Here is a 25,357-nt window from a genome sequence, read left to right as displayed (position 1 = left end):
GCTCCGCAGTTCGGAGCGGGCGCCTCTTGCGTCAAACGATTCTCAAGGCCTCTAGTTGCGCGTCACGCGCGTAATGAGCGCGTCGAGCAGACGAAGCGCGAGATCAATCTCGCTCTTCGAAATATGGAGGCTCGGTGCAAAGGTGATGACGTTCTTGTACCAGCCGCCGATATCGAGAACGAGGCCGTACTTGCGCCCGTCGATGTCGATATCGCCCTTGAGGCCTTCGTCCACCATCAGGTCGACGAGACGCTTCGACGGCGTGAAGCTGTCGTGCGCCTCGCAGATCTCGGCGCGCAGCGCGAGGCCGAGGCCATCCACGTCGCCGATGACCTTGTGACGCTTCTGGAGATCCTTCAGGCCCTCGAGGAAGTAGGCACCCTTCTCCGCGACCATGGTCTCGTAGTTGGTCTCGGCCATCATGTGCATGGCCTCGAGCGCCACCGCGGTGCCCATGGGGTTTGCGTTGAAGGTCGAGTGCGTCGAGCCCGGCGGGAAGATCGTCGGGTTGATCATCTCCTCGCGCGCCCAGAGGCCGGCGAGAGGATTGAGACCGTTCGTGATCGCCTTGCCGAACACGATGATGTCCGGGTTCACGCCGAAGTGCTCGATCGACCAGAGCTTGCCAGTGCGATAGATGCCCATCTGGATTTCGTCGGCGACCATCAGGATGCCGTGGTCATCGAGAACCTTCTTCAGGCCCTTGAAGAAGTTCGGCGGCGGGATGACGTAGCCGCCCGTGCCCTGAATAGGCTCCACGTAGAAGGCCGCGTATTCGGCCTCGCCGACTTTCGCGTCCCATACGCCGTTGTACTCACTCTCGAAGAGGCGCGCGAACTTCTTCACGCACAGCTCACCGTACTCCTCCTTCGACATGCCCTTGGGGCCGCGGAAGTGATACGGGAACTCGATGAACTGCGCGCGCTCGCCGAAGTGGCCATAGCGGCGGCGGTAGCGATAGGACGATGTGATCGCGGACGCGCCGAGCGTGCGGCCGTGGTAGCCGCCCTCGAACGCGAACATCAGGCTCTTGCCCTTCTTGAAGTTGCGCACGAGCTTGAGGCTGTCCTCGATGGCCTGCGCGCCACCGACGTTGAAGTGCACGCGGCCCTTCATGCCGAACTTCTTCTCGGCGTCCTGCGCGATGATCGTCGCGAGCTCGATCTTCTCGCGGTGGAGGTATTGCGAGGCGACCTGCGGCAGGCGGTCGAGCTGGCGGTGAGCGGCGTCGTTGAGGCGCGGATTGCGGTAGCCGAAGTTGACCGCCGAGTACCACATCTGCAGGTCCAGGAACTCCCGGCCCTGGGCGTCGTACATGAACGAGCCCTCGCAGCGGTCGAAGATCTTCGGCGGGTTGGTGTAGTGCACCGTGTCGCCGTGCGAGCAGTACACGTTCTCGAGCTCGAGAAGCTCGGCCTCGGTCCTCGGCGTGGCAGAGCCCGATGCCGTGTTGGCGCCGGCATCGTTCCAGTGGATGGACTTGTCCATGGGGCTACTCGTCTCTTGATTGCTCGGTGAGGATCATCGGACCGTCTTCCACGCGGCCGGCGCGGTCGTCGAGCCAGCGCAGGAAGATGTCGGTCGCTTCATCGAAGTTCGAGATAGCGAAGTGCGGGAGCGCGTTCTTGCGGCAGTGCTCGACAAGAGAGCTCTTGGCGAGCACAAGGTCGGCACGCCCGGCGACGCAGAAATCGCTGCGCCCGTCGCCGACCACGACGCGGACGGAGCCGCGGGCGGCGTCGGCGAACTGGCACTTGCAGTTCCCGGAGAGCGGCTGGCAGTCACCCCGTGCATGGGGGAAGGTCAACCGCCAGCGGTCCGTTCCTACCGCCTGGAGGCGGTTGGCGCGAAAGGGAAGGTCGAGGCCGGCGCGCTTGAGCACGGTGCCCACGGTCCTGTCGAGGCCGTCGGAAACCACCATGATATCCAGATCGCGCGCTTTACATTCTTCGACAAAGGGAATGAAGCCGGGGTCGATCTCGATCGACTCGACGAACTCGTCGTATTCCTTTGGCGAAGCCTTGATCAGATCGATCTGGCGCACAAGACACTCGCGCGAACCCATGCGGCCAGCCTGCCAGTCGGCTTCAATATCAAGCCAGCCCGGCTCGGCGAAACGCTCGAGCAGCGCGTCTGTCGTATCAACCGTTGCGATTGTCCCGTCGAAATCGACGAGCACGCAGCACTTCAAACGTCCACTCGACACGTTGTTGGAACTCTTTGATTGTGTCCGATGATTTGGGGTTGCTACCCCAAAGACCGAATTTCTACAACTCTTTTGGGATTACGTGCAGCGAGGGCCGCCGTTTTTCGTTAATGGCTGCCCACCGATTGCCTCGGTGTGCTCAGATCATCCTCAGCAAAAACAATTTGCACTCGGAATGATCTGAACTATCTCGTTGTTGTAGCCCCAGTTTTCCCACTTCAAAGAACAAATCAGCCTACTGTTGTCGACTGTTTGCCCTCGTTTGGTAAGTTGGCATCAGCGGCCGCGTGTTCAAGCCTTGGATGGTGATTGGTTCGTAACGGGTATTTGTCGGGCCCGTTCGACGTGGCTTGCGGCGCCGGGAGCAAAGGCGCCATCCGCCGCCGAAACGCAATGAGATGTTCTGTCGCGCGGCCAAACGTGCCCTGGCGCCAATGCCCTTAAGCGCCATAGTTTAACAAAAGCAACCGGGCACGGAGCTATGGCGCGTATTTCACGAATTTCCGAGACTTACCGGCGCCGTTTGCGGCTTTCCTCGCGCGACGTATTGGTCGCTGCGGTCGTAACGGCGCTCGCCGGCATGGCAATTGGAGCTGCATTCTGGAAGCCCTCCTCGCAGAACCCGCATACTGCAGGTCCAGTCGAGATAAAGACGTCCCCATAAGATCTTGATGACGGTTGCCGGAAACGGCCCCGCGGACTAGTCTCCCGATAGCGAAGTTCGCTCGCGACACCAGCATCATTGTGCGGCGAACTTCGGAATCAAAAGGGACCTAGAATCATGATCTTGCTAGTGTGATTCAGAAATTCGCTCGGCACGGTTCCGTGAGACTTGGCGAATTTCTTGATCATCACATTAGTTTCGCTTGGACGTGCCGCGCGTCTGGCCGCATGGCAGGCCTGCAGAGCGTGCAGTTCGCGGCAGTGCAGCAACAACCAGTCAACAATTGGTGAGCGGCCTTCCATGACGCCTGTACGAGCGACCGCTGCGGCGGGCTTCCTCTCCCTCTTTCTGATTCTGCCGGCGGCGGCCCAGAGCACGGGGCCGGCGGATGGCGGAGTCCAGCGCAATGATCAATCTCTGCGGACCGAGCCTGCGCCGCCCGCGGCCACAGAGGCGCGCCCCTCGCGCGAGCCGAAGGCCGAACCTCCCGCCCGTGCGGACGATAGTTTCGATCCGCCGCCCGCCGGGTGCCGGTATCGCGAGAACAAGCTCGATCTGATCGTCTGATGGGCTGAGTGGCCGCCGGGGTGATCTGGCGGTCAGTTGCTCTTTGCCGCGGCGGTTTCGGACGCGCTGCCGGCTTCGGGGCGCTTCGCCGCATCGGCCTTGGCCGTCGCACGCTTTTTGGCACGGGCTTTCTTCTGGCCCTTGGTCGGCACCGCACGCGCCTGGCGTTTTCCATTGCACGCAAAGGACATGACCAGCTCGCGGACGCTGCGCGGCGTCGATGTCTCGGCGCTCACCGGGACGCTGTCGACCGTGGCGTTGGAGAACAGCTCCTTCCAGCCATAGTTGCGGAAGCCGTGCTCCAGCAGACTCGCTGCGCGCAGGCTGCGGTCACGCGACGTGTACTCGCCGAGCACGACCGCCGCGAGCCGCCGGTTGTCGCGCGTTGCGGTGGCGACGACGTTGAAACCGGAGTCGCAGATGAAGCCGGTTTTCAGGCCATCGGCGCCTTCGTACGTGCGCAGCAGGCCGTTGTGGGTTCTGAGGCGCCGGCGGCCGATCTGCATATCCGGCATCGTCCACAATTCCGAGCGGTCCGAATAGTCTGTGAGGACGGCTCTCGTCAGCCGCGCCAGATCACGCGCCGTGGTCACCTGCTCGGGCGCAGGCAGTCCGTGCGGATTGACGAAGCGCGTCTGCGTCATGCCGAGCCGCAACGCCGTTGCGTTCATCGAGCGCACGAATGCTTCTTCCGAGCCGCCGATGGCTTCCGCGAGCATGACCGCGGCGTCGTTCGCCGATTTCACGATCAACGCCTTCAGCGCCAGATTGACGGTAATCTCGGCGCCGACCGGAAGTCCGAGCTTGCTCGGCGGCTGCGCGTGGGCATTGGCGCTGACCGGGATTTTCTGCTCGAGCGTGATCGTATTGGTCTTCAGAGCCTCGAAGACGAGGTAGGCCGTCATGATCTTGGTCAGCGAGGCCGGATGCCACGGCTGGTCCTGCTCCTCCGCGTAGAGGACCCGGCCATTGGCTGCGTCAAACAGCAGTGCCGGCCCGGCTGCCGCTGAGCCCATCCAGCCGAGCATCAACGCCAGCGCAATGGCGGTCTTCCGCACGACCATTATGCCTGACCCTCTCCGAATTCCGCGTTCGTGGCGGCCAGTGTCAATTCCGATTGGCACTGTAGGCCGCCGGCCGGCCGTTCGATTGACGACGGCGGCGAGCTTATCCGACGAAGCAGCACTCTAGCCTGATCCGCGGGCTGATTCATGGCCAACTTGCGGAATTGGCAAAGGTCGCGGTCATTCGCCGCTGCCCGCGGCATCAAAGACACGATCGGAATTCGCAATCGTGTTGCCCGGGTCTACTTCTTCGCACGATCCGGGTAGCTGCGGGCCATGCCATCGCGCACGTCGTTCTGGATGCCGTACTGCGCGAAGGGATAGCGGAAGCCGTTCTTCGCGAGCGCTTCCATGCCGACAATGGCTTTGGAGAGCTGATCGGGGGGCAGCGCCATCAGCATCTCGTCATCGAGCACGCCGCCATAGCGCCGCTCGGCAAAGCAGGGGATCGACAAGGATGGTTCACGCTTGGTGAGCGCGCGTCCCCAACTGTCGGCGCAGGCGCTTTCGCCTACCACGCCCCAGTCGAACTTCTTGTAGCCCGCCCACTGCAGGCCGTTGATGAAGTACATCATGGCGCCCGGCGTCGCGTAGAATAGCACGATATCCGGCGGATCGAGACGGCCGGCAGAGAGCGGCGCCACGGCCAGCGCCTCGTACTTGCCATCGGGAACGCAGTGCATGGCGGCCTGATGCTGGCGCGCATCCTCCGGCGTCGAGAACCAGACATTGACCATGTGCGCGCCGGACTGCCACTTGGGGTCTTTCGCGGCTCCGAGGCCGACAACGGCACGGCACTGCGCGCCGACGAGGTCATCCGACGTGATGCCGACTGTCCAGCCGAGACGCGAGGCCTGCGCCACCACCTGATCGAGCGTGTGCACGGCCTTTGGGCGGCGGATGCGCGGGATGGCTTCCATCTCTGCCCGATCCTCGTAGAGCTTCATGGCAAAGGGAAACGACCGCAGTCGCAGCAGGCGCTCGAGGTCGGCAGCGAGTTTCGCGTAGTCGAAGGTAGCCGCTTCCGGCGCGTGCAGTGCGGTCATGGCTGGGACCTCCCTGGCATGTTTCTAATGTTCGGTCCGATATTGTTCCGATGCTCACCCCCGTGCAAGGTGCCGCCCCATGCTTGGGAGGATGGCTGATGCTCATTGCTGGCGATCTTGTTCTGCGGCGCGCGACGAGCGCCGATTTCGACGGGGTCATTGCGCTTCAGCGCGCGGCCTATGCCCGCAATCGCGGTTTGCTCGGTGTGGAGCCCATGCCGCTCATGGTCGACTATGAAACCATCTTCCGCGACTATGAGGTGTGGGTCACGGCGGATCGCGCCATTGCCGGCGTGCTCATCCTCGAACCGCGCGCCGATGATCTGCTGATCTGGAGCATTGCCACCGATCCGACGAATCAGAAGGCCGGCCTCGGACATGCGATGCTCGCGGCCGCCGATGCACGTGCGCGTGAGCTTGGCCTCGGCACGGTCCGCCTCTATACGGGCACGGTGCTGCGCCATCTCGTGGACTGGTACGCGCGCAACGGATTTGCCATCGAGCGCATCGAGGAACTCAGCGACCGGTCCCTGACGCACATGGTGAAACATCTGGGTGCGCTGTCATAGGCAGTGGACTGAGGGGCGATCGCGGGCCAAAGTCCGGGATCAATAGCGTCGCACCAAACAGCGGGGGGTGTGCCATGTTCCCATTGTCCAAAATGTTGGGCTCCTTCGTGAAGGTCGGAACGCTCACGGTCGTCGATGCCGAGGGCAAGACGCATGTGTTCGGCGGCGTGAAGCCGGGGCCGACCGCGAACATGAAGCTCACCGATCCGAGCCTCTACAGAAAGCTCTTCTTCAATCCCGAGCTGCACGCCGGCGAGGCCTACATGGACGGGCGCCTGACATTCCCGGACACGGGACTGCGCGCCTTCCTCACGCTTTTCTCGGTGAACCGTCTCTCGCTCGGCAATCAGCCGCTGCAGCGCGTGCTGCGCAGCGTCTCGCGCGGCCTCAAGCGCTTCCAGCAGGCAAACCCGATCGGCAAGGCGCAGAAGAACGTCGCGCACCACTACGATCTCGGCAATGCCTTCTACGAGCTCTTTCTCGACAAGGAGCTCTTCTACTCGTGCGCCTATTTCCGTGACGAGAACGAGACGCTCGAAGCGGCACAGATCAACAAGTGCCGCCTCATTGCCGCGAAGCTCTGCCTGAAGCCCGGCATGAAAGTGCTCGATATCGGCTCGGGCTGGGGTGGGCTCGCGCGCTATCTCGCTCGCGTTGCCGACGTCGAGGTCACGGGCGTGACGCTCTCGAAGGAGCAATACGCGCTCGCCGTCGAGCGCACGAAAGCCGCGGGCCTCGAAGGACGTGTGAAATTCGCGCTGCAGGACTATCGCCAGCTCACGACGAAATTCGATCGCATCGTGTCCGTCGGCATGTTCGAGCACGTCGGCGTCGGTCACTACGGCGAGTTCTTCGCCAAGGTGAATGAGCTCATGCCTGATGACGGCGTCATGCTCCTGCACTCGATCGGCAAGATGAGCCCGCCCGGCACGGCGAGCCCCTGGCTCAGGAAGTACATCTTCCCGGGCGCCTATTCGCCTGCTCTGTCTGAAGTGTTCCCGGCTACTGAGAACAATAGCCTCTGGGTGACGGATCTCGAGTTCCTGCGCGTGCACTACGCGACGACGCTGCGCCATTGGCACCAGCGCTTCGATGCGAACCGCGCGAGAATTGCTGAGATGTACGACGAGCGCTTCTGCCGCATGTGGGAGTTCTACCTGATCAGCGCGGAGATGATGTTCCGCACCGGATCTCAGGAGGTCTTCCACATGCAGCTCTCGAGGAAGCGCGACGCGGCGCCGATCGTTCGTGACTATGCCGTCGACGTGCAGCGCGAGTATGAGCGCATCGAACGAGAACGCGGGATCTGATCTCGCTCAGGCCGCGCCGTTCGGCGCCGGCTTGCGACGCGCTCGCTCGCGCTTTGCCGTATTGGTGATTTTGCCTGCGGTTGCATCGAGCTTCCGCTGCGCTGCATTGAAGGTATCACGCAGCGCAATGAAGACGTCCGTATAGTCACCCTCGCTGTTGATCACGATTGGGGGCTGCCCGGGCATTCCGATATCGACCTTCACGGTGAACATCTTCGCCCGTGCATCCGTGCGGTTCGGCGAGGAGACCACCACGCGGGCGTGCGTGATGCGGTCGAAATGGCCATGAAGACGGGCGAATTTCTCCTGAATTCGGGCCTCGAGCGCTTCGCTCTTGTCGACTCCGTGGAAGGAGATCTCGAGGGGTGTCGTCATGCTGAGGCAACCTTTCTCATGCGGATTTATCGGCTGGCCATACTATGGACGTGGGAGACGGGCCCGGTCGGATCAAGAGCCTCGATCATTTTCTTGCGCCGGGCTTTGCGTTCGATCATTGCGGCTCGATGCTTGATGATTTCATAGTGCGACGGCACCTCCATATCTTCAGGGGCTTACATGAGCGGCATATTCTTCGTTACCGGCGGCTCGCGCGGCATCGGGGCCGCGGCTGCGCGCCTCGCGGCCGAGCGCGGCTACGATGTCGCGCTCACCTACATTGGCCGCAAGGATTCGGCCGAAAGCGTGGTCGCCGATATCGAGAAGATGGGCCGCCGTGCTGTCGCAATTCAGTGCGATGTCGCCGACCCCGTCGCGATCCGCATTGCTTTCGAGGCCGTGGATCGCACGTTCGGCCGGCTCGATGCTTTCTTCAACAACGCGGGCATTCTCTGGCCGCACACGCGCTTCGTCGATATCTCGGCCGAGCAGCTCGCGCGCACGATCGCCGTCAATCTCGCCGGCCCATTTCATGCCAATCAGCAGGCTATCCGGCGCATGTCGACACGGCTTGGCGGCAAAGGCGGCGCGATCGTCAACATGTCGTCGATGGCGGCGCGCCTCGGCGGCGCCTTCGAGTGCCTGGACTACGCGGTGTCGAAGGGTGGCGTCGATACGATGACCATCGGCCTCGCCAAGGAGCACGCCGCCGAGGGCATTCGCGTCAATGGCGTGCGCCCGGGTGTGATCGAGACCGACATCCACGCGAGCGCCGGTGATCCGGGGCGCGTTGCGCGCATCGCGTCGAGCGTGCCGATCGGGCGTGGCGGCACGGCACGCGAAGTCGCCGAGACCGTGCTCTGGCTCTGCTCGCCGGAAGCATCCTACGTGACGGGCGTGACGATCGACGTTGCGGGCGGCCGCGGGCTTTAAGTTCGCGTCGGCGTCACGCGCTCCCGCAGAAGCCGTGCGCTTTCACGACGCGCTTGTCGGATGGTGGGAATTTCGTCAGCCGATCGGCTGGCCGGACGGGACGGCGCACGAGCTCGCCACCGCAGTTGGGGCATCGTCCGCCGGGCAGGCGCTGCTCGGCGCAATCTGCGCAGAACGTGCATTCGAAAGAGCAGATCAGCGCATCGGGTGCGTCAGGCGGGAGGTCCTTGTCGCAGCATTCACAGTTCGGCCTGAGTGCCAGCATCTCGAACCTCCCGCATTCCGCGATCAGAAGAAGGCCTGCAGCCCGGTCTGGGCGCGGCCGAGGATGAGCGCGTGCACATCGTGCGCGCCCTCGTAGGTGTTGACCGTCTCGAGGTTCGCCGCGTGACGCATCACGTGGTACTCGATCTGGATGCCGTTGCCGCCGTGCATGTCGCGTGCGACGCGTGCGATGTCGAGCGCCTTGCCGCAGTTGTTGCGCTTGATGATCGAGATCGCTTCCGGCGCGAGACGGCCTTCGTCGAACAAGCGTCCGCAGCGGAGCGCCGCCTGCAGGCCGAGTGAGATCTCCGTCTGCATGTCGGCGAGCTTCTTCTGCACGAGCTGCGTCGCCGCGAGCGGACGGCCGAACTGCTTCCGGTCGAGTGTGTACTGGCGCGCGCGATGCCAGCAGTCCTCGGCGGCACCCATGGCGCCCCAGGCAATGCCGTAGCGCGCGCGATTGAGGCAGCCGAACGGCCCCTTGAGCCCCGATACATTCGGCAGCATCGCGCTTTCCGGGACGACGACGCCGTCCATGACGACCTCGCCGGTGATCGAGCAGCGCAGGCTCAGCTTGCCGCCGATCTTTGGCGCCGAGAGACCCTTCATGCCCTTCTCGAGCACGAAGCCGCGGATCTCATCATTGTGCGCGGCAGACTTCGCCCACACGACGAACACGTCGGCGATCGGCGCGTTCGAAATCCAGGTCTTGTTGCCCGTCAGGCGATAACCGTCCGCCACCTTCTCCGCGCGCGTCTTCATGCCGCCGGGATCGGAGCCGGCATCGGGCTCGGTCAGGCCGAAGCAGCCGACGTACTCGCCAGATGCGAGCTTCGGCAGGTACTTCATGCGCTGCTCTTCCGAGCCGTAGGCATAGATCGGATACATCACGAGCGAGGACTGCACGGAATTCATCGAGCGGTAGCCCGAGTCTACCCGCTCGACCTCGCGCGCGACGAGGCCATAGGAAACGTAGTTCGCGCCTGCGCAGCCATACTTCTCAGGGATCGTCACGCCGAGGAGGCCGAGCGCGCCCATCTCGGTGAAGATTTCGCGGTCCGTGCGCTCCTCGAGGTAGGCGGAGATGACGCGCGAGGCGAGCTTGTCCTGGCAGTAGTCCCGCGCGGTGTCGCGGATCATCCGCTCGTCCTCGGTGAGCTGCTCCTCGATGAGGAACGGGTCGTCCCACTGGAAGGCGGCGCGCGAGGCCTTGGCGGCTTTATCCTGCATGATCCTATTTTCCGATCGTCTTAAGTTGAGAAGCGTGTTCGCCAGTCACTCCGGCGCTTCAAATCACTTTATCACTTCGATGAGGTCCTTGAACTCCTTCGTGTCGCCGCGCCCCAGCCATTCGAAGGCGACCATCTCGTGCGTCACGATGTGGGCGCCGGCACGCTCCAGGCGCCGGACTGCGAGATCGCGCACCTCGGCCGAGCGCGAGCCCACGGCATCTGCAACCAGAAAGAGGTCGAGCCCGGCCGCGATCAGGTCGAGCGAGGTTTGCCCGACGCAGACGTGGGACTCCATGCCGGCGACGACCACTTGGGTGCGGCCCTCGTCCCGGAGCGCTTCGATGCGCGCGCGGATGGCCGGATCCTTCCAGGAGGAGAAGGCGATCTTGCCGAAGGCGGCCGTTTCATTGCCGAGCGCGGCGAGCACGGGCGGCGCCGTCGGCCCCAAGCCCTTGGGATAGTGCTCGGTCAGGGTCACCGGCACATCCAGGCGTCGCGCATACTGGGCAAGACGCGCGCAGTTAGCCGTGACGACCTCGCCGCCCGCCACATGGGGTGCGAGCCGATCCTGAATATCGATCAGCAGGAGCTGGGCGCGATCGCGGTCCATGAGCATGTCGCACTCCGTGGCTTTACGGCGCACCCCGGAGGCCGGACTGAGCCTCCGATCTTGAACTAAGATGCCGCCGCTCTTATATAAAACTGCCTTGGCGCGGAGGGCAGGAGAGGTGCCGCCGGCCACCGCCGCCGAAGTCAAGAAAAAAGTTATGAGCGGGCTTGTATCGGCTGCGGGTAACCTCTATAAGAGGCGTCCGAAACACATCCAAGCGAAAGTCGACATTGCAGCAGGCGGGACTTGAAACCCGGGAACTGCGTTGTCGGCTGCACTTCGTTTGCGATGTCTGTTGCGGCGCGGACTGCGGGGTCTCGCGAAGGCCAATCCACCTGAATTTGAATGCCCGACCGTGTTCGAGGGTGGACCTCGAGGGGTGTAGCTCAATTGGTAGAGCGTCGGTCTCCAAAACCGAAGGTTGGGGGTTCGAGACCCTCCGCCCCTGCCAGTTCACCCCGAAGCGAGAGCGGTGTTCGCGAAGGCTGGAATTTGAGCGTGAGCGTCCTGAGTGATCCTCTCGCCGCGGACAGGCAGGGAATGAGAGGCGATGGCGAGAACGAACCCCTTCGAATTTCTCCAGCAGGTACGGCAGGAAACGGCCAAGGTCACGTGGCCGACCTGGAAGGAGGTCTGGATCACGACAGCCATGGTGCTCGTCATGGTCACGCTTGCTGCGATTTTCTTTACGCTTGTGGATCAAGGCATTGGATGGTTCGTGCAGCTTGTGCTGAACGCGTTCCGCTGACGGGGCGGCCGGTCGTCGGTTGGACCGTTCCGGCGCGTATGGGTTAGTTGACAGCAGGGCAGCATGGCAAAGCGCTGGTACATCGTTCACGCCTACTCGAACTTCGAAAAGAAGGTCGCAGAGGCCATCAAGGAGCGGGCGAAGGCCGCCGGCCTCGATCACCTTTTCGAGGAGGTGCTGGTTCCGTCCGAGGACGTCATCGAGATGCGCCGCGGCCGCAAGGTCCATGCGGAGCGCAAGCTCTTCCCGAGCTACGTGCTCGTGAAGATGGAGATGACCGACCCGGCGTTCCTGCTGATCAAGAACACGCCGAAGGTGACGGGCTTCCTCGGCGCGGACAACAAGGCAGTCCCGATCTCGGAAGAGGAGGCCATGCGCATCCTCAACCAGGTCAAGGAAGGCGTCGAGCGGCCGAAGCCGACCGTCACCTTCGAGATCGGCGAGCAGGTCAAGGTGGCGGACGGGCCGTTCGCGAGCTTCAGTGGCCTGGTCGAGGAAGTCGACGAGGAGCGCTCCCGCCTCAAGGTGGCGGTTTCGATCTTCGGGCGGCCGACGCCGGTGGAGCTGGAGTTCACGCAGGTCGAGAAGGTGGGATGAGCCAAGTTCCGGCAGCGCCCTCGGGGCGATGGCCGGATGGAGAGGATGAAGGCGGCCGGCGCTCAGGTTGAGGGCAACAGGCCGCGAGAGACGACAGAATCGGCACGATGCGAAGTCTGGATGGCGCAAGCCAAAGGCCTCGTGTCGCGTCTGTGCGGGAGGGCTGAAGCCGGCCCGATTGACCGCTAACCCTGGGGGCCTTGGCCTCCGAACGTAGAGACAGGGGATAGAGTAGAAAGATGGCGAAAAAGATAGAAGGCTACATCAATCTGCAGGTGAAGGCCGGCCAGGCCAATCCTGCACCGCCGATCGGGCCTGCGCTCGGTCAGCGCGGCGTGAACATCATGGAGTTCTGCAAGTCCTTCAATGCCAAGACGAAGGACATGGAGCAGGGCATTCCGATCCCGGTCAAGATCACGGTCTTCTCCGACCGCTCCTTCACCTTCGAGATGAAGACGCCGCCGGCGTCTCACTTCCTCAAGAAGGCGGCGGGCATCGAGTCGGGCTCCAAGGAGACGGGCCGCGCCGTTGCCGGCAGCGTGACGATGGCCCAGGTGCGCGACATCGCCAAGCTGAAGATGAAGGACCTCAACACCGACGACCTCGAGGCCGCCGCGCGCATTATCGCCGGCTCGGCTCGGTCGATGGGCATTAGGGTGACGGAGTAACGGCGATGGCAGCACCGAGCAAAGAAGTCATCAAGGCGACCCGCGTCGCAGGCGGCAAGCGTCTTGCCAAGCTCCAGGCGACCGTGGACCGCAACAAGAGCTATGGCATCGACGAGGCTGTGAAGCTCGTGAAGTCGAATGCCAAGGCGAAGTTCGACGAGACCGTCGAGATCGCCATGAACCTCGGCGTCGATCCGCGCCATGCCGACCAGATGGTCCGCGGCGTGTGCAACCTGCCGCACGGCTCCGGCCGCACGCAGCGCGTTGCCGTGTTCGCGCGTGGTCCCAAGGCCGAGGAGGCCAAGGCTGCCGGCGCCGATATCGTCGGCGCGGAGGATCTCGTCGAGCAGGTCAGCAAGGGCGTCATCAACTTCGATCGCTGCATCGCGACGCCGGACATGATGGGCCTCGTCGGCCGACTGGGTAAGGTGCTCGGCCCCCGTGGCCTCATGCCGAACCCGCGCGTCGGCACCGTGACCATGGACGTCAAGGCGGCCGTCGAGGGCGCCAAGGGCGGCGCCGTCGAGTTCCGCGTCGAGAAGTCGGGGATCATCCATGCTGGCGTCGGCAAGGCGAGCTTCACCGAGCAGGCGCTTGCCGAGAACATCAAGGCGTTCGTCGACGCCGTGGTGAAGGCGCGCCCCGCGGGTGCCAAGGGCACCTACTTGAAGCGCGTTGCTGTGACCTCCACGCAGGGCCCGGGCGTCAAGCTCGACACTGCGAGCGTGACGAGCGGTACGGCCGGTCCGGCCTGATCGCTCGAATGAGAATTCCGGGTCGCGAGATCCGGGAGAGGAGAGAAGGCTCAGGCCCTCTCTCCGACCTGTCCGAGATTGCTGGTGGTGGCCTCGGTCACCTTAAGCCAACTGGGCCAGCATGAGACGGGAGACGGCCGGAAGCCGGCGCTCGAAAGGGCGCTCCTTTGCCGAAAGGCGTGGGCCGGTTCGAACCTCTTGGGAAGCGCCGTGCCGTCGGTTTCGACGCGCGGGCGGACAGGAACCGCAGCGTCGCCGCAGCTAGGGACTGAAATGTCCTCTGCTCCCGGCGGCAAGGTGCAACCCGCGAACTCACCCGCAAGGGTGTGTCCGCACGATGGAGAGTGTAGCCAGGTGGATAGAGCTGCCAAGCAAGAGCTCGTCACGACGCTCCACGACGTGTTCAAGGACACGGGCGTGATTGTCGTGGCCCACTACGCCGGCATGACCGTCGCCCAGATGACCGACTTCCGCAAGCGCATGAAAGAGGCGGGCGGAACGGTCAAGGTGGCGAAGAATACGCTGGCGGTACTGGCGCTCAAGGAGACCAACTCAGAGGGCATCTCGAAGTTGTTCAAGGGGCAAACGGTTATTGCCTACTCGAGCGACCCGATGGTGGCCGCGAGGATTGCCGTCAAGTACAGCCGGGAGAACGAGAAGCTCGTGATCCTCGGCGGTGCGATGGGGAGCAACATCCTCGACTCCGCGAGCGTCAAAGCACTCGCCGATCTCCCCTCGCTGGACGAGCTGAGGGCGAAGCTCATCGGTCTCCTCAACGCGCCGGCGACGAAGATCGCCCGCACGATCAAGGAGCCGAGAGCCAAGCTCGCGCGCGTCATCCAGGCGCAGGCGAGCAAGGGCGAGGCTGCTTGAGAAGTGGTGCGGCGCTGATCGCCGCGAGCCGATTGAACAACAGAACCTGGACCGCCGAGCGGTTCGAACCGAACTCAAGGAAACACTGAAATGACCGATCTCGCAAAAATCGTCGACGACCTGTCGAAGCTGACCGTTCTCGAGGCCGCTGACCTGGCCAAGATGCTCGAGGAGAAGTGGGGCGTCTCGGCTGCGGCCGCTGTCGCCGTTGCTGCGGCTCCGGCCGCTGCTGCTGCCGCTGTCGAGGAGCAGACGGAGTTCACCGTCATCCTGAAGACGGCCGGCGACAAGAAGATCAACGTCATCAAGGAGGTCCGCGCCATCACCGGTCTCGGCCTCAAGGAGGCGAAGGATCTCGTCGAGGCCGGCGGCAAGCCGGTCAAGGAAGGCGTGCCGAAGGACGAGGCTGCAAAGCTCAAGAAGCAGCTCGAGGACCAGGGCGCGACCGTCGAGATCAAGTGATTACGGGTGTCTGGGCCGGCTCCTTCACGGGGGCCGGCCCGGGCAACTCCCCCGAGGGCCCCGCTGTGGCAAGCACGGCAAGGGACCTTCCGGCGAGTTGCGCGAGGATCGGTTGAGAGCGACCGGTTCCGCGCCCGCGAGATGACATTCACGAGATGCGCCGATGGGAGGCCAGCCCCATCCCGGCATCTGCGACGCGAGAGGAGCGCACATGGCTGAAAATTTCACCGGTCGCAGGCGGATGAGGAAGCGGTTCGGCTCGATCGCCGAAGTGGCGGAGATGCCGAACCTGATCGAGGTGCAGAAGAGCTCCTACGATGACTTCCTGATGGTCAAGGAGCCGGCCGGCGGCCGTCCTGAGACCGGCCTGCAGGCGGTGTTCAAGTCGGTGTTCCCGATTTCGGACTTCTCGGGCAAGGCCACGCTCGAGTTCGTCCGCTATGATTTCGATCCGCCGAAGTTCGACGTCGACGAGTGCCAGCAGCGCGACATGACGTACGCGGCCCCGCTGCGTGTGAAGCTGCGCCTCATCGTGTTCGATATCAACGAGGAGACCGGCTCGCGCTCGATCAAGGGCGTGAAGGAGCAGGACGTCTATATGGGCGACATGCCGTTCATGACCCAGAACGGCACCTTCATCATCAACGGCACCGAGCGCGTCATCGTCTCGCAGATGCACCGCTCGCCGGGCGTCTTCTTCGACCATGACCGCGGCCGCACGCACGCCTCCGGCAAGCTGCTGTTCGCAGCCCGCATCATTCCCTATCGCGGCTCCTGGCTCGACTTCGAGTTCGATGCCAAGGACGTCGTCTATGTGCGTATCGACCGTCGACGCAAGCTGCCGGTGACGACGCTGCTTTATGCGCTGGGCCTCGACGACGAGCAGATCCTCGGCACATTCTACGGCTCCATCCTCGTGCGTCAGACCAAGAAGGGATGGACCATGCCGTTCATCCCCGAGAAGATGCGCGGCGTAACGCCCGTCGCCGATATCGTCGACGCCAAGTCCGGCACTGTCGTCGCCAAGGCTGGCGAGAAGGTCTCCGTGCGCCGTGCGCGCGAGCTCGCCGAGAGCGGCGTCAAGGAAGTACTCGTCGCGCCGGAGGATCTGGTCGGCAAGTACCTCGCCGAGGACATCGTCGATCTCTCGACGGGCCAGATCTACGGCGAAGCCGCGAACGAGCTCGACCAGAAGCTGCTCGACAAGCTCACCGAGGCCGGTGTCGGCGAGTTCACGGTGCTCGACATCGACCACGTGACGGTCGGCGATCACATCCGCCTGACGCTCAAGGTCGACAAGAACGCCAACCGTGACGAAGCGCTGCTCGACATCTACCGCGTCATGCGCCCCGGCGAGCCGCCGACGCTCGACGCCGCCGAGACGCTCTTCCACGGCCTGATGTTCGATCCCGAGCGCTATGACCTCTCGGCCGTCGGCCGCGTGAAGATGAACATGCGCCTCGGCGACATCAGGGATTTTGTTCCTGCCGAAGACACAGTCCGAGTGTTGCGGCCCCAGGACATCCTGGCGGTCGTGCGCACGCTCGTCGATCTGCGCGACGGCAAGGGTGAGATCGACGACATCGACCATCTCGGCAATCGCCGCGTGCGCTCGGTCGGCGAGCTCATGGAGAACCAGTACCGCATCGGCCTCCTGCGCATGGAGCGCGCGATCAAGGAGCGCATGAGCTCGGTCGACATCGACACGGTCATGCCGCAGGACCTGATCAACGCGAAGCCGGCGGCTGCCGCGGTGCGCGAGTTCTTCGGATCCTCGCAGCTCAGCCAGTTCATGGACCAGACGAACCCGCTCTCCGAGATCACGCACAAGCGGCGTCTCTCGGCGCTGGGTCCGGGCGGCCTCACGCGCGAGCGTGCGGGCTTCGAAGTCCGCGACGTGCATCCGACGCACTACGGCCGCATCTGCCCGATCGAGACGCCGGAAGGCCCGAACATCGGCCTCATCAACTCGCTCGCGACGTTCGCGCGCGTGAACAAGTACGGCTTCATCGAGAGCCCCTACCGCAAGGTCAAGGACGGCCGCGTGACCGACGAGGTCGTGTATCTCTCCGCCATGGAAGAGATGCGCCATCACGTCGCCCAGGCCAATGCCGAGCTCGACAGCAAGGGCAAGCTTACGGATGACCTCATCACCTGCCGCTTCAATGGCGACGTGCTGCTGGTTCCTTCGGACAAGGTCGACTACATCGACGTGAGCCCGAAGCAGCTCGTGTCGGTTGCCGCGGCGCTCATCCCGTTCCTCGAGAACGACGACGCCAACCGCGCCCTCATGGGCTCGAACATGCAGCGTCAGGCCGTGCCGCTGCTCCGCGCCGAGGCGCCGCTCGTCGGCACCGGCATGGAGGAGGTCGTCGCGCGTGACTCGGGCGCCGCGATCGCCGCACGCCGCACCGGCATCGTCGATCAGGTGGACGCGACGCGTATCGTCGTCCGCGCGACGGAGGAGACTGATCCTTCGAAGCCGGGCGTCGACATCTACCGCCTGCGCAAGTTCCAGCGCTCGAACCAGAACACCTGCATCAACCAGCGGCCGCTGGTGACGGTGGGTGATCACGTGAAGGCCGGCGAGATCATCGCCGATGGTCCCTCGACGGACCTCGGTGATCTCGCGCTCGGCAAGAACGTGCTCGTCGCGTTCATGCCGTGGATGGGCTACAACTTCGAGGACTCGATCCTGCTCTCGGAGCGCGTCGTCGCCGACGATATCTTCACCTCGATCCACATCGAGGAGTTCGAGCTCAGCGCCCGTGACACGAAGCTCGGCCCCGAGGAAATCACGCGCGACATTCCGAACGTTTCGGAAGAAGCGCTGAAGAACCTCGACGAAGCCGGCATCGTCTACATCGGTGCGGAGGTCCAGCCGGGCGACATCCTCGTCGGCAAGATCACGCCGAAGGGCGAGAGCCCGATGACGCCGGAAGAGAAGCTGCTCCGCGCCATCTTCGGCGAGAAGGCCTCCGACGTGCGCGACACGTCACTGCGTCTGCCGCCGGGTGTTGCGGGCACGGTCGTCGAGGTGCGCGTCTTCAATCGCCATGGCGTCGAGAAGGACGAGCGCGCCATGGCGATCGAGCGCGAGGAGATCGAGCGTCTCGCCAAGGACCGTGACGACGAGCTCCAGATCCTCGATCGCAACGTCTACGGCCGTCTGCGCGAAGCGCTCATGGGCCGCGAGGTCTCCAAGGGGCCGAAGGGCGCGCGCAAGGGCACGGAGATCAACGACGAGATCCTCGGCGAGATCCCGCGCAGCCAGTGGTGGGAGATCGGCCTCAAGGACGAGAAGGCCATGGCCGCCGTCGAGGCCATCGGCAAGCAGTACGAGGACGCCAAGAAGAGCCTCGAGCGCCGCTTCGTCGACAAGGTCGAGAAGCTCCAGCGCGGTGACGAGCTGCCGCCCGGCGTGATGAAGATGGTCAAGGTCTTTGTCGCGGTGAAGCGGAAGATCCAGCCCGGCGACAAGATGGCCGGCCGTCACGGCAACAAGGGCGTCGTCTCGCAGATCGTGCCCGTCGAGGACATGCCGTTCCTCGAGGACGGCACGCACGTCGACGTCGTGCTGAACCCGCTGGGCGTGCCCTCGCGCATGAACGTCGGGCAGATCCTCGAGACGCATCTCGGCTGGGCCTGCCGCGGCCTCGGCCGTGCCATCGACGACGCCCTCGCGCAGTTCCATGCGAGCGGCGAAGCCGAGGCGCTGAGGAAGCAGATCACCTCCATCTACGGCGACGGCAATGGCCTTGCCAAGATGAAGGACGACGAGCTCGAGCAGCTCGGCGAGCAGCTCAAGACCGGCGTGCCGATCGCGACGCCCGTCTTCGACGGCGCGCGCGAGCCGGACATCGTCGAGATGCTGAAGAAGGCGGGCTTCGATACGTCGGGCCAGGTGACGCTTCGTGACGGTCGGACCGGCGATCCCTTCGATCGCAAGGTCACGGTCGGCTACAAGTACATCCTGAAGCTGCACCACCTCGTCGACGACAAGATCCACGCCCGCTCGATCGGTCCCTACTCGCTCGTCACCCAGCAGCCGCTCGGTGGCAAGGCGCAGTTCGGCGGCCAGCGTTTCGGCGAGATGGAGGTGTGGGCGCTCGAAGCCTACGGTGCGGCGTACACGCTGCAGGAGATGCTGACCGTCAAGTCGGACGACGTTGCGGGCCGCACCAAGGCCTACGAGTCGATCGTGCGCGGCGACGACGCCTTCGAGGCGGGCATCCCCGAGAGCTTCAACGTGCTCGTCAAGGAAATGCGCGCCCTCGGTCTCAACGTCGAGCTGGTCAACAGCGAAACGGCGCAGATCGAGGACGAGACACCGGCAGAGCCCGGCGCTCAGCCGCAGCTCCCGTCCGCCGCGGAGTGATGAATGCGCCGCCGCCCATTGCGTACGGGCGGCGGTCCCTTCAGCCGATGTGCAGTCAGCCGCGCTGAAGGACAAAGAACAGATCGCGTGCCCAATTCCGGATCTCGGGCGCGCTGAACGACTAGGATCCGACCATCAGGGACGCCGCCCCCGTCCCGATCGAGGAGTGACGCGATGAACGAAATTCCGAACATCTTCAAACCGCAGGTTCAGCTCCCCGTCTTCGACCAGATCCGCATCTCGATCGCGAGCCCGAAGGACATCCACTCGTGGTCGTTCGGCGAGATCAAGAAGCCCGAGACGATCAACTACCGTACGTTCAAGCCGGAGCGTGACGGCCTCTTCTGCGCGCGCATCTTCGGACCGATCAAGGACTACGAGTGCTTGTGCGGCAAGTACAAGCGCATGAAGTACAAGGGCCTGATCTGCGAAAAGTGCGGCGTCGAGGTGACGCTCGCCAAGGTGCGCCGTGAGCGCATGGGCCATATCGAGCTCGCAGCTCCGGTCGCGCACATCTGGTTCCTGAAGTCGCTGCCGTCGCGCATCGGCCTCCTGCTCGACATGACGCTCAAGGACCTCGAGCGCGTGCTCTACTTCGAGAGCTACATCGTCATCGAGCCGGGCGTCTCGCCGTTCAAGGAGAAGCAGCTCCTTTCCGAGGACCAGTATCACGCGGCTATCGAGGAGCATGGTGCTGACGCCTTCACGGCCGGCATCGGCGCCGAGGCGATCCGCGAGATTCTGACGTCCATGGATCTCCACAAGATCAAGGACGAGATCCGCCAGGAGATCGCCGAGGCCACCACCGAGCTGAAGCCGAAGAAGCTCGCCAAGCGCCTCAAGGTCATCGAGGCCTTCATCGAGAGCGGCAACCGCCCCGAGTGGATGATCCTGACCGTCGTCCCCGTGATCCCGCCCGAGCTGCGCCCGCTGGTGCCGCTCGACGGCGGTCGCTTTGCGACGTCCGATCTCAACGACCTCTATCGCCGCGTCATCAACCGCAACAACCGTCTGAAGCGGCTGATCGAGCTGCGCGCGCCGGACATCATCATCCGCAACGAGAAGCGCATGCTTCAGGAAGCGGTCGATGCGCTGTTCGACAACGGCCGTCGCGGCCGCGTCATCACGGGCGCCAACAAGCGTCCGCTGAAGTCGCTCGCCGACATGCTCAAGGGCAAGCAGGGCCGGTTCCGCCAGAACCTGCTCGGCAAGCGCGTTGACTACTCCGGTCGTTCGGTGATCGTGGTCGGTCCCGAGCTCAAGCTGCACCAGTGCGGCCTGCCGAAGAAGATGGCGCTCGAGCTCTTCAAGCCGTTCATTTACGCGCGCCTTCAGGCCCTCGGCCAGGCCGCGACCGTGAAGCAGGCGAAGAAGCTCGTCGAGAAGGAGAAGGGTGAAGTCTGGGATGTGCTCGACGAGGTCATTCGCGAGCACCCGGTCATGCTCAACCGTGCGCCGACGCTCCATCGTCTAGGCATTCAGGCCTTCGAGCCGGTGCTGATCGAGGGCAAGGCCATCCAGCTCCATCCGCTGGTCTGCGCGGCCTTCAACGCCGACTTCGACGGCGACCAGATGGCCGTGCACGTTCCGCTGTCGCTCGAGGCACAGCTCGAGGCGCGCGTGCTGATGATGTCGACGAACAACATCCTGCATCCCGCCAACGGCTCGCCGATCATCGTGCCGAGCCAGGACATCGTGCTCGGGCTCTACTACGTCTCGATCATGAGCGAGAAGGAGCCCGGCGAAGGCATGCTGCTGAGCTCGGTCTCGGAGGCGCGCCACGCGCTCGACTCCGGCTCGGTCACCTTGCACGCCAAGGTGCGCGGCCGCGTTATCTCGAACGACGCGGAGGGCAACGAGGTCACGGAGATCGTCGAGACGACGCCGGGCCGAATGCTCCTCGGTGAGCTGCTGCCGAAGCGGCCGGGCGTGCGCTTTGCGCTCGTCAACCAGCTGCTGACGAAGAAGGCCATCTCCGGCCTGATCGATGCCGTCTACCGTAACTGCGGTCAGAAGGACACGGTCATCTTCTGCGACCGCATCATGGGTCTCGGCTTCTATCACGCCTTCAAGGCGGGCATCTCGTTCGGCAAGGACGACATGCTCATCCCGAGCACCAAGACGGCGATCGTCGAGGCGACGCGGGCCGAAGTGCGCGACTTCGAGCAGCAGTATCAGGACGGCCTGATCACCCAGCTCGAGAAGTACAACAAGGTGGTCGACGCCTGGTCCAAGTGCACGGACCGCATCGCCAAGGAGATGATGGACCGTATCTCGGCAGCCCAGGTCGACCAGAAGTCGGGTCGTCAGCTCCCGGTGAACTCGGTCTACATGATGAGCCACTCCGGTGCGCGCGGCTCGCCGACGCAGATGAAGCAGCTCGCCGGTATGCGCGGCCTCATGACCAAGCCCTCGGGCGAGATCATCGAGACGCCGATCATCTCGAACTTCAAGGAAGGCCTCTCCGTTCTCGAGTACTTCAACTCGACGCACGGTGCGCGTAAGGGCCTTGCCGATACGGCACTGAAGACGGCCAACTCGGGCTATCTGACGCGCCGTCTCGTCGACGTCGCGCAGGACTGCATCATCACCGAGGAGGACTGCGGCACCGATCACGGCATCAGCGTGCAGGCAGTCGTCGACTCGGGCGAGGTCATTGTGCCGCTGGCTGCGCGCGTGCTCGGCCGCACGACGGCCGAGGATGTGCTCGACCCCGCGACCAAGGCCGTGATCGTGCCCTCGGGCACGCTCATGGAGGAGCGCGAGGCCGAGATCATCGACAAGGCGCAGGTCCAGGAAGTGCGGATCCGCTCGGTGCTCACGTGCGAGACCGAGATCGGCGTCTGCGCGAAGTGCTACGGGCGCGATCTCGCGCGCGGCACGCCGGTCAACATCGGCGAGGCGGTCGGTGTCATCGCCGCCCAGTCGATCGGCGAGCCGGGCACGCAGCTCACCATGCGCACGTTCCACATCGGCGGCGTCGCCCAGACGGTCGATCAGTCGTTCATCGAGTCGAACTTCAACGGCACGGTGCGGATCAAGAACCGCAACGTCGTCCGCGACAGCCAGAACCGCCTCGTTGCCATGGGGCGCGCCACGGCCATCGTGATCTTCGACCAGGGCGGCAAGGAGCTGGCGACGCACAAGGTGCCGTACGGCGCCCGCCTGCACGTCGATGAGGGAGACACGGTGAAGCGCGGCACGCGCCTCGCGCAGTGGGATCCCTACACCCGGCCGATCATGACCGAGGTGGACGGCGTGGTCGACTTCGAGGATCTGGTCGAGAACGTTTCGGTCAACGAGCAGACGGACGAGGTCAAGGGCACGACGAACCGCGTCGTCATGGACTGGCGCGCGAGCCCGCGTGGCCAGGACCTGAAGCCGGCGGTCGTGATCAAGGAAGGCAAGGGCGGCAAGAACGTGAAGCTCGCGCGTGGCGGTGATGCCCGTGCGCTGCTCCCCGTCGATGCGGTGCTCTCGGTCGACCGTAACGCCAAGGTCAAGGCCGGCGACGTGCTCGCCCGTATCCCGGTGGCGTCTGCGAAGTCCGGCGACATCACGGGCGGTCTGCCGCGCGTTGCCGAGCTCTTCGAGGCACGTCGTCCCAAGGACCACGCGATCATCGCGGAGATCTCAGGTACGGTCGAGTTCGGCAAGGACTACAAGAACAAGCAGCGCATCACGATCAAGCCGGACGACGAGAACGCAACGGCGGTCGAGTACCTCATCCCGCGCGGCAAGAGCCTTGCCGTGCAGCATGGTGACCGCGTCGAGAAGGGCGACTTCGTCTATGACGGCCACCCGGCCCCGCACGACATCCTTGCCATCAAGGGCGTCGAGGAGCTGGCGCGCTACCTGATCAAGGAAGTCCAGGACGTCTATCGTCTGCAGGGCGTGACCATCAACGACAAGCACATCGAGGTGATCGTTCGCCAGATGCTGCAGAAGATCGAGATCGAGGATCCGGGCGACAGCCTGCATCTCCTCAAGGGCGAGCAGGTCGACAAGTCCGAGCTCGACGAGGAGAACCTGCGCCTCCACAAGGAGGGCAAGCGTCCGGCCTCGGGCAAGCCCGTTCTGCTCGGCATCACGAAGGCGTCGCTGCAGACGAACAGCTTCATCTCGGCGGCCTCCTTCCAGGAGACCACGCGCGTGCTCACCGAAGCTGCCGTCAACGGCAAGGTCGACACGCTCGAGGGCCTCAAGGAGAACGTGATCGTCGGCCGCCTCATCCCGGCCGGTACGGGCGGCATGCTGCGCCGCCTGCGCCGTGTTGCGGCGAAGCGCGACGAGCTGATCGCGGCCGAGAAGGCACGCCTCGCCTCCGAGCGCGCGCTGTCGGGGCCTGAGGAAGGCGTCGGCGCACCGGCTCGCCGTCGTCGTCGGACGACAGAGGAAGCCGCGGAGTAAGCGGCTTTCACCTGCGATCTGGCCATCGCGAGCTGGTTCTGGCAAAGCCAAGGGTCGGGGCATCATCATGCCCCGGCCCTTTGTCATGTCCGCTTCCCGAGGCGTGAAGCTCAATGAAAGACCACATCCGTCGGCGATGGCTGCAGGGGCTCGCAATTGCGGCGGGCGTGGCGCTGGCGCTCATTGGTGTGCGCTTCGGGCTCATGCCGCGCTCGGCTGCGCGCTTCTTCGGCATCGATATGCCGCCGGATCCTGCGCATTTGCACTATGTCGTCGCCGTGCGCGACATCTGGCTGGGCGTTCTCATCATCGCATTCGCGTGCTGGCGCGACTGGCGGGCGCTCGCGCTCTGGCTCGGCTTGGGGGCGGTGATCTGCTTTGCCGATGCCCTGATCGTCGCTCATGCTACGGCGTGGCTTGGCTCGATCGCCTTCCATATGGCTTCGGGAATCTACTGCGCGATGCTCGGATTTGCCTGCTGGCGGGAGCATCGTCGCGAGACGGCAACTTAGCCTTCGCCGCGCCGCATGGCCTCCCACACGGTGAGCGCCTGCCGCGTCTCGGCGACATCATGCACGCGAAGGATCTGCGCGCCCTGTGAGGCGCCCGCGAGTGCCGCCGCGATCGAGCCGGGCACACGGTGGCGCGCGTCCTTCTCGCCCGTCAACATGCCGATGAAGCTCTTGCGCGAAGCCCCGAGCAGGACAGGCACGCCGAGTCCGTGCAGCAGCGTGAGTCCGGCCAGCAGCTCCAGATTGTGCGCGAGCGTCTTCCCGAAGCCGATACCCGGATCGATGATAAGCCGATCGCGCGGGATGCCGGCAGCTTCGCACGCTGCTAGGCGCGCCTCGAGCCAGTCGCACACATCGAGCAGGCAGTCGTCGTACTGCGGCGCCGCCTGCATGGTGCGCGGATCACCCTGCGCGTGCATGAGGATGACCGGCGCGTTCGAAGCCGCCGCAACTTCCAGGCATTCGGGCTCGTACGTGAGCGCCGCGACGTCGTTGATGATATGCGCGCCGGCCGCGAGGGCGCGGCGCATGACCTCCGCCTTGCGCGTATCGATGGAGATGAGCGCCTTCGTCTTGCCGGCGAGCCCCTCGATGACGGGGATCACGCGGGCAAGCTCCTCCTCGATGCTGACAGGATGCGCGCCTGGCCGCGTGGACTCGCCGCCGATGTCGAGGATGTCCGCGCCCTCGGCTTCGAGCTGCAGCGCGTGATCGATCGCGGCTTGCGCCGACGAGAACGCGCCTCCATCCGAGAAGCTGTCCGGCGTGACATTCACGATGCCCATGAGGCGCGGCCGGTCGAGCGTGAGCCCGGCAAGGGCCGGGCGTGGCGCCTCATGGCGCGCGAGGAGAGCCGCGATGGCCCTGTCGCCGGCAGAAACCGCGCGCAGTTCGGACGCCGTCAGATACCTTGCCTGATTGCGAGGAGCACCAACCGGGCGTCGGATCAGCTCGGCAGTCGTGGCGCCAAGATCCGTACGGCCGGCGATACAGATCGCGCCGTCGCGCGGCGTGTGCACGGAAGGCGTCAGCAGGGCCGTCGGTCGCACGTAGGTTCGCTGATCGATCTGGGAGCTCATGATGCTTTCCGCGGTCGTGCTGATATCGCCAGCAT

22 protein-coding genes and 1 tRNA gene are annotated in these 25,357 nt (G+C 64.3%); 14 read left to right on the top strand and 9 right to left on the bottom strand.

The genetic code is table 11. The features are described 5' to 3' along the window. Nucleotides 1-51: 51 nt before the first annotated feature. Nucleotides 52-1,488 carry an aspartate aminotransferase family protein gene (locus tag CS1BSM3_RS12310; RefSeq protein WP_072387371.1) on the bottom strand — a complete coding sequence of 479 codons (1,437 nt, stop codon included), beginning with the start codon at nucleotides 1,486-1,488 and terminating at the stop codon, nucleotides 52-54. A gap of 4 nt (nucleotides 1,489-1,492) precedes the next feature. Next, nucleotides 1,493-2,179, bottom strand: coding sequence for an MtnX-like HAD-IB family phosphatase (locus tag CS1BSM3_RS12305; RefSeq protein WP_174263679.1), 687 nt, complete (start codon nucleotides 2,177-2,179; stop codon nucleotides 1,493-1,495). 991 nt (nucleotides 2,180-3,170) lie between these two features. On the opposite strand from CS1BSM3_RS12305, the gene CS1BSM3_RS12300 reads away from it, so the two are divergent. Then, complete coding sequence (locus tag CS1BSM3_RS12300) at nucleotides 3,171-3,437, top strand: hypothetical protein (protein ID WP_072387369.1); 267 nt, start codon at nucleotides 3,171-3,173, stop codon at nucleotides 3,435-3,437. 32 nt (nucleotides 3,438-3,469) lie between these two features. Here CS1BSM3_RS12300 and CS1BSM3_RS12295 read toward each other — a convergent pair whose 3' ends face one another. Together CS1BSM3_RS12295 and CS1BSM3_RS12290 are read right to left on the bottom strand one after the other, a co-directional pair. Further along, complete coding sequence (locus tag CS1BSM3_RS12295) at nucleotides 3,470-4,501, bottom strand: D-alanyl-D-alanine carboxypeptidase family protein (RefSeq protein ID WP_083528543.1); 1,032 nt, start codon at nucleotides 4,499-4,501, stop codon at nucleotides 3,470-3,472. A gap of 242 nt (nucleotides 4,502-4,743) precedes the next feature. Continuing rightward, nucleotides 4,744-5,547 (bottom strand): DUF169 domain-containing protein, encoded by an 804-nt coding sequence (locus tag CS1BSM3_RS12290; protein WP_072387368.1) that lies wholly within the window; start codon nucleotides 5,545-5,547, stop codon nucleotides 4,744-4,746. A 98-nt stretch (nucleotides 5,548-5,645) separates the two neighbouring features. On the opposite strand from CS1BSM3_RS12290, the gene CS1BSM3_RS12285 reads away from it, so the two are divergent. Both CS1BSM3_RS12285 and CS1BSM3_RS12280 read left to right on the top strand, forming a co-directional pair. Further along, a complete protein-coding gene (locus CS1BSM3_RS12285) occupies nucleotides 5,646-6,116 on the top strand; it encodes a GNAT family N-acetyltransferase (RefSeq protein ID WP_072387367.1) in 471 nt (156 codons plus the stop codon). Nucleotides 6,117-6,190: 74 nt separating this feature from the next. Beyond that, the gene (locus tag CS1BSM3_RS12280; protein ID WP_072387366.1) at nucleotides 6,191-7,426 is read left to right on the top strand and encodes an SAM-dependent methyltransferase; all 1,236 of its coding nucleotides are present in this window, start codon (nucleotides 6,191-6,193) and stop codon (nucleotides 7,424-7,426) included. 6 nt (nucleotides 7,427-7,432) lie between these two features. On the opposite strand, the gene CS1BSM3_RS12275 is transcribed toward CS1BSM3_RS12280, so the two are convergent. Continuing rightward, a complete protein-coding gene (locus CS1BSM3_RS12275) occupies nucleotides 7,433-7,801 on the bottom strand; it encodes an HPF/RaiA family ribosome-associated protein (RefSeq protein WP_072387365.1) in 369 nt (122 codons plus the stop codon). A 180-nt stretch (nucleotides 7,802-7,981) separates the two neighbouring features. Here CS1BSM3_RS12275 and CS1BSM3_RS12270 point away from each other — a divergent pair, with 180 nt between their 5' ends. After that, nucleotides 7,982-8,734 (top strand): SDR family oxidoreductase, encoded by a 753-nt coding sequence (locus tag CS1BSM3_RS12270; protein ID WP_072387364.1) that lies wholly within the window; start codon nucleotides 7,982-7,984, stop codon nucleotides 8,732-8,734. Nucleotides 8,735-8,747: 13 nt separating this feature from the next. Here CS1BSM3_RS12270 and CS1BSM3_RS12265 read toward each other — a convergent pair whose 3' ends face one another. The 3 genes from CS1BSM3_RS12265 to CS1BSM3_RS12255 all read right to left on the bottom strand — a co-directional run bounded on the left by CS1BSM3_RS12265 (nucleotide 8,748) and on the right by CS1BSM3_RS12255 (nucleotide 10,846). Beyond that, nucleotides 8,748-8,999, bottom strand: a complete 252-nt coding sequence (locus CS1BSM3_RS12265) for a DUF1272 domain-containing protein (protein ID WP_072387363.1) — start codon at nucleotides 8,997-8,999, stop codon at nucleotides 8,748-8,750. Nucleotides 9,000-9,022: 23 nt separating this feature from the next. After that, complete coding sequence (locus CS1BSM3_RS12260; protein WP_072387362.1) at nucleotides 9,023-10,228, bottom strand: acyl-CoA dehydrogenase; 1,206 nt, start codon at nucleotides 10,226-10,228, stop codon at nucleotides 9,023-9,025. Between the two features lie 63 nt (nucleotides 10,229-10,291). Beyond that, the gene (locus CS1BSM3_RS12255; protein ID WP_072387361.1) at nucleotides 10,292-10,846 is read right to left on the bottom strand and encodes a hydrolase; all 555 of its coding nucleotides are present in this window, start codon (nucleotides 10,844-10,846) and stop codon (nucleotides 10,292-10,294) included. A 369-nt stretch (nucleotides 10,847-11,215) separates the two neighbouring features. Here CS1BSM3_RS12255 and CS1BSM3_RS12250 point away from each other — a divergent pair. From CS1BSM3_RS12250 to CS1BSM3_RS12205, 10 genes are all read left to right on the top strand, one after another. Further along, nucleotides 11,216-11,291: transfer RNA gene (locus tag CS1BSM3_RS12250), tRNA-Trp, on the top strand. A gap of 99 nt (nucleotides 11,292-11,390) precedes the next feature. Beyond that, nucleotides 11,391-11,588 (top strand): preprotein translocase subunit SecE, encoded by a 198-nt coding sequence (secE, locus tag CS1BSM3_RS12245; RefSeq protein WP_072387360.1) that lies wholly within the window; start codon nucleotides 11,391-11,393, stop codon nucleotides 11,586-11,588. A gap of 63 nt (nucleotides 11,589-11,651) precedes the next feature. Further along, nucleotides 11,652-12,185, top strand: coding sequence for a transcription termination/antitermination protein NusG (gene nusG / locus CS1BSM3_RS12240; RefSeq protein WP_072387359.1), 534 nt, complete (start codon nucleotides 11,652-11,654; stop codon nucleotides 12,183-12,185). A 239-nt stretch (nucleotides 12,186-12,424) separates the two neighbouring features. After that, on the top strand, nucleotides 12,425-12,853 hold the full coding sequence (gene rplK, locus CS1BSM3_RS12235; protein WP_072387358.1) for a 50S ribosomal protein L11: 429 nt from the start codon (nucleotides 12,425-12,427) through the stop codon (nucleotides 12,851-12,853). Nucleotides 12,854-12,858: 5 nt separating this feature from the next. Further along, the gene (gene rplA, locus CS1BSM3_RS12230; protein WP_072387357.1) at nucleotides 12,859-13,608 is read left to right on the top strand and encodes a 50S ribosomal protein L1; all 750 of its coding nucleotides are present in this window, start codon (nucleotides 12,859-12,861) and stop codon (nucleotides 13,606-13,608) included. 354 nt (nucleotides 13,609-13,962) lie between these two features. Continuing rightward, the gene (gene rplJ, locus CS1BSM3_RS12225; RefSeq protein ID WP_072387356.1) at nucleotides 13,963-14,481 is read left to right on the top strand and encodes a 50S ribosomal protein L10; all 519 of its coding nucleotides are present in this window, start codon (nucleotides 13,963-13,965) and stop codon (nucleotides 14,479-14,481) included. A gap of 90 nt (nucleotides 14,482-14,571) precedes the next feature. After that, nucleotides 14,572-14,943: a 50S ribosomal protein L7/L12 gene (gene rplL / locus CS1BSM3_RS12220; RefSeq protein WP_072387355.1), complete on the top strand. Its 372-nt coding sequence runs from the start codon at nucleotides 14,572-14,574 to the stop codon at nucleotides 14,941-14,943. A gap of 211 nt (nucleotides 14,944-15,154) precedes the next feature. Continuing rightward, nucleotides 15,155-19,321: a DNA-directed RNA polymerase subunit beta gene (rpoB, locus tag CS1BSM3_RS12215; protein ID WP_072387354.1), complete on the top strand. Its 4,167-nt coding sequence runs from the start codon at nucleotides 15,155-15,157 to the stop codon at nucleotides 19,319-19,321. A gap of 174 nt (nucleotides 19,322-19,495) precedes the next feature. Further along, nucleotides 19,496-23,731, top strand: a complete 4,236-nt coding sequence (rpoC, locus tag CS1BSM3_RS12210) for a DNA-directed RNA polymerase subunit beta' (RefSeq protein WP_072387353.1) — start codon at nucleotides 19,496-19,498, stop codon at nucleotides 23,729-23,731. Nucleotides 23,732-23,844: 113 nt separating this feature from the next. Further along, entirely contained in the window at nucleotides 23,845-24,243 is a 399-nt protein-coding gene (locus CS1BSM3_RS12205; protein WP_072387352.1) for a DUF4267 domain-containing protein, read from the top strand. Here the strand turns inward: CS1BSM3_RS12205 and folP are convergent. Beyond that, nucleotides 24,240-25,322, bottom strand: coding sequence for a dihydropteroate synthase (gene folP / locus CS1BSM3_RS12200; RefSeq protein WP_072387351.1), 1,083 nt, complete (start codon nucleotides 25,320-25,322; stop codon nucleotides 24,240-24,242). The two genes, CS1BSM3_RS12205 and folP, sit on opposite strands and share 4 nt — an antisense overlap. Nucleotides 25,323-25,357 lie beyond the last annotated feature (35 nt).

Source organism: Hyphomicrobium sp. CS1BSMeth3 (assembly GCF_900117415.1).
GTDB lineage: Bacteria > Pseudomonadota > Alphaproteobacteria > Rhizobiales > Hyphomicrobiaceae.
Note: the sequence above shows the minus strand (reverse complement) of the source record. Positions and strands in the feature narration are given on the sequence as shown.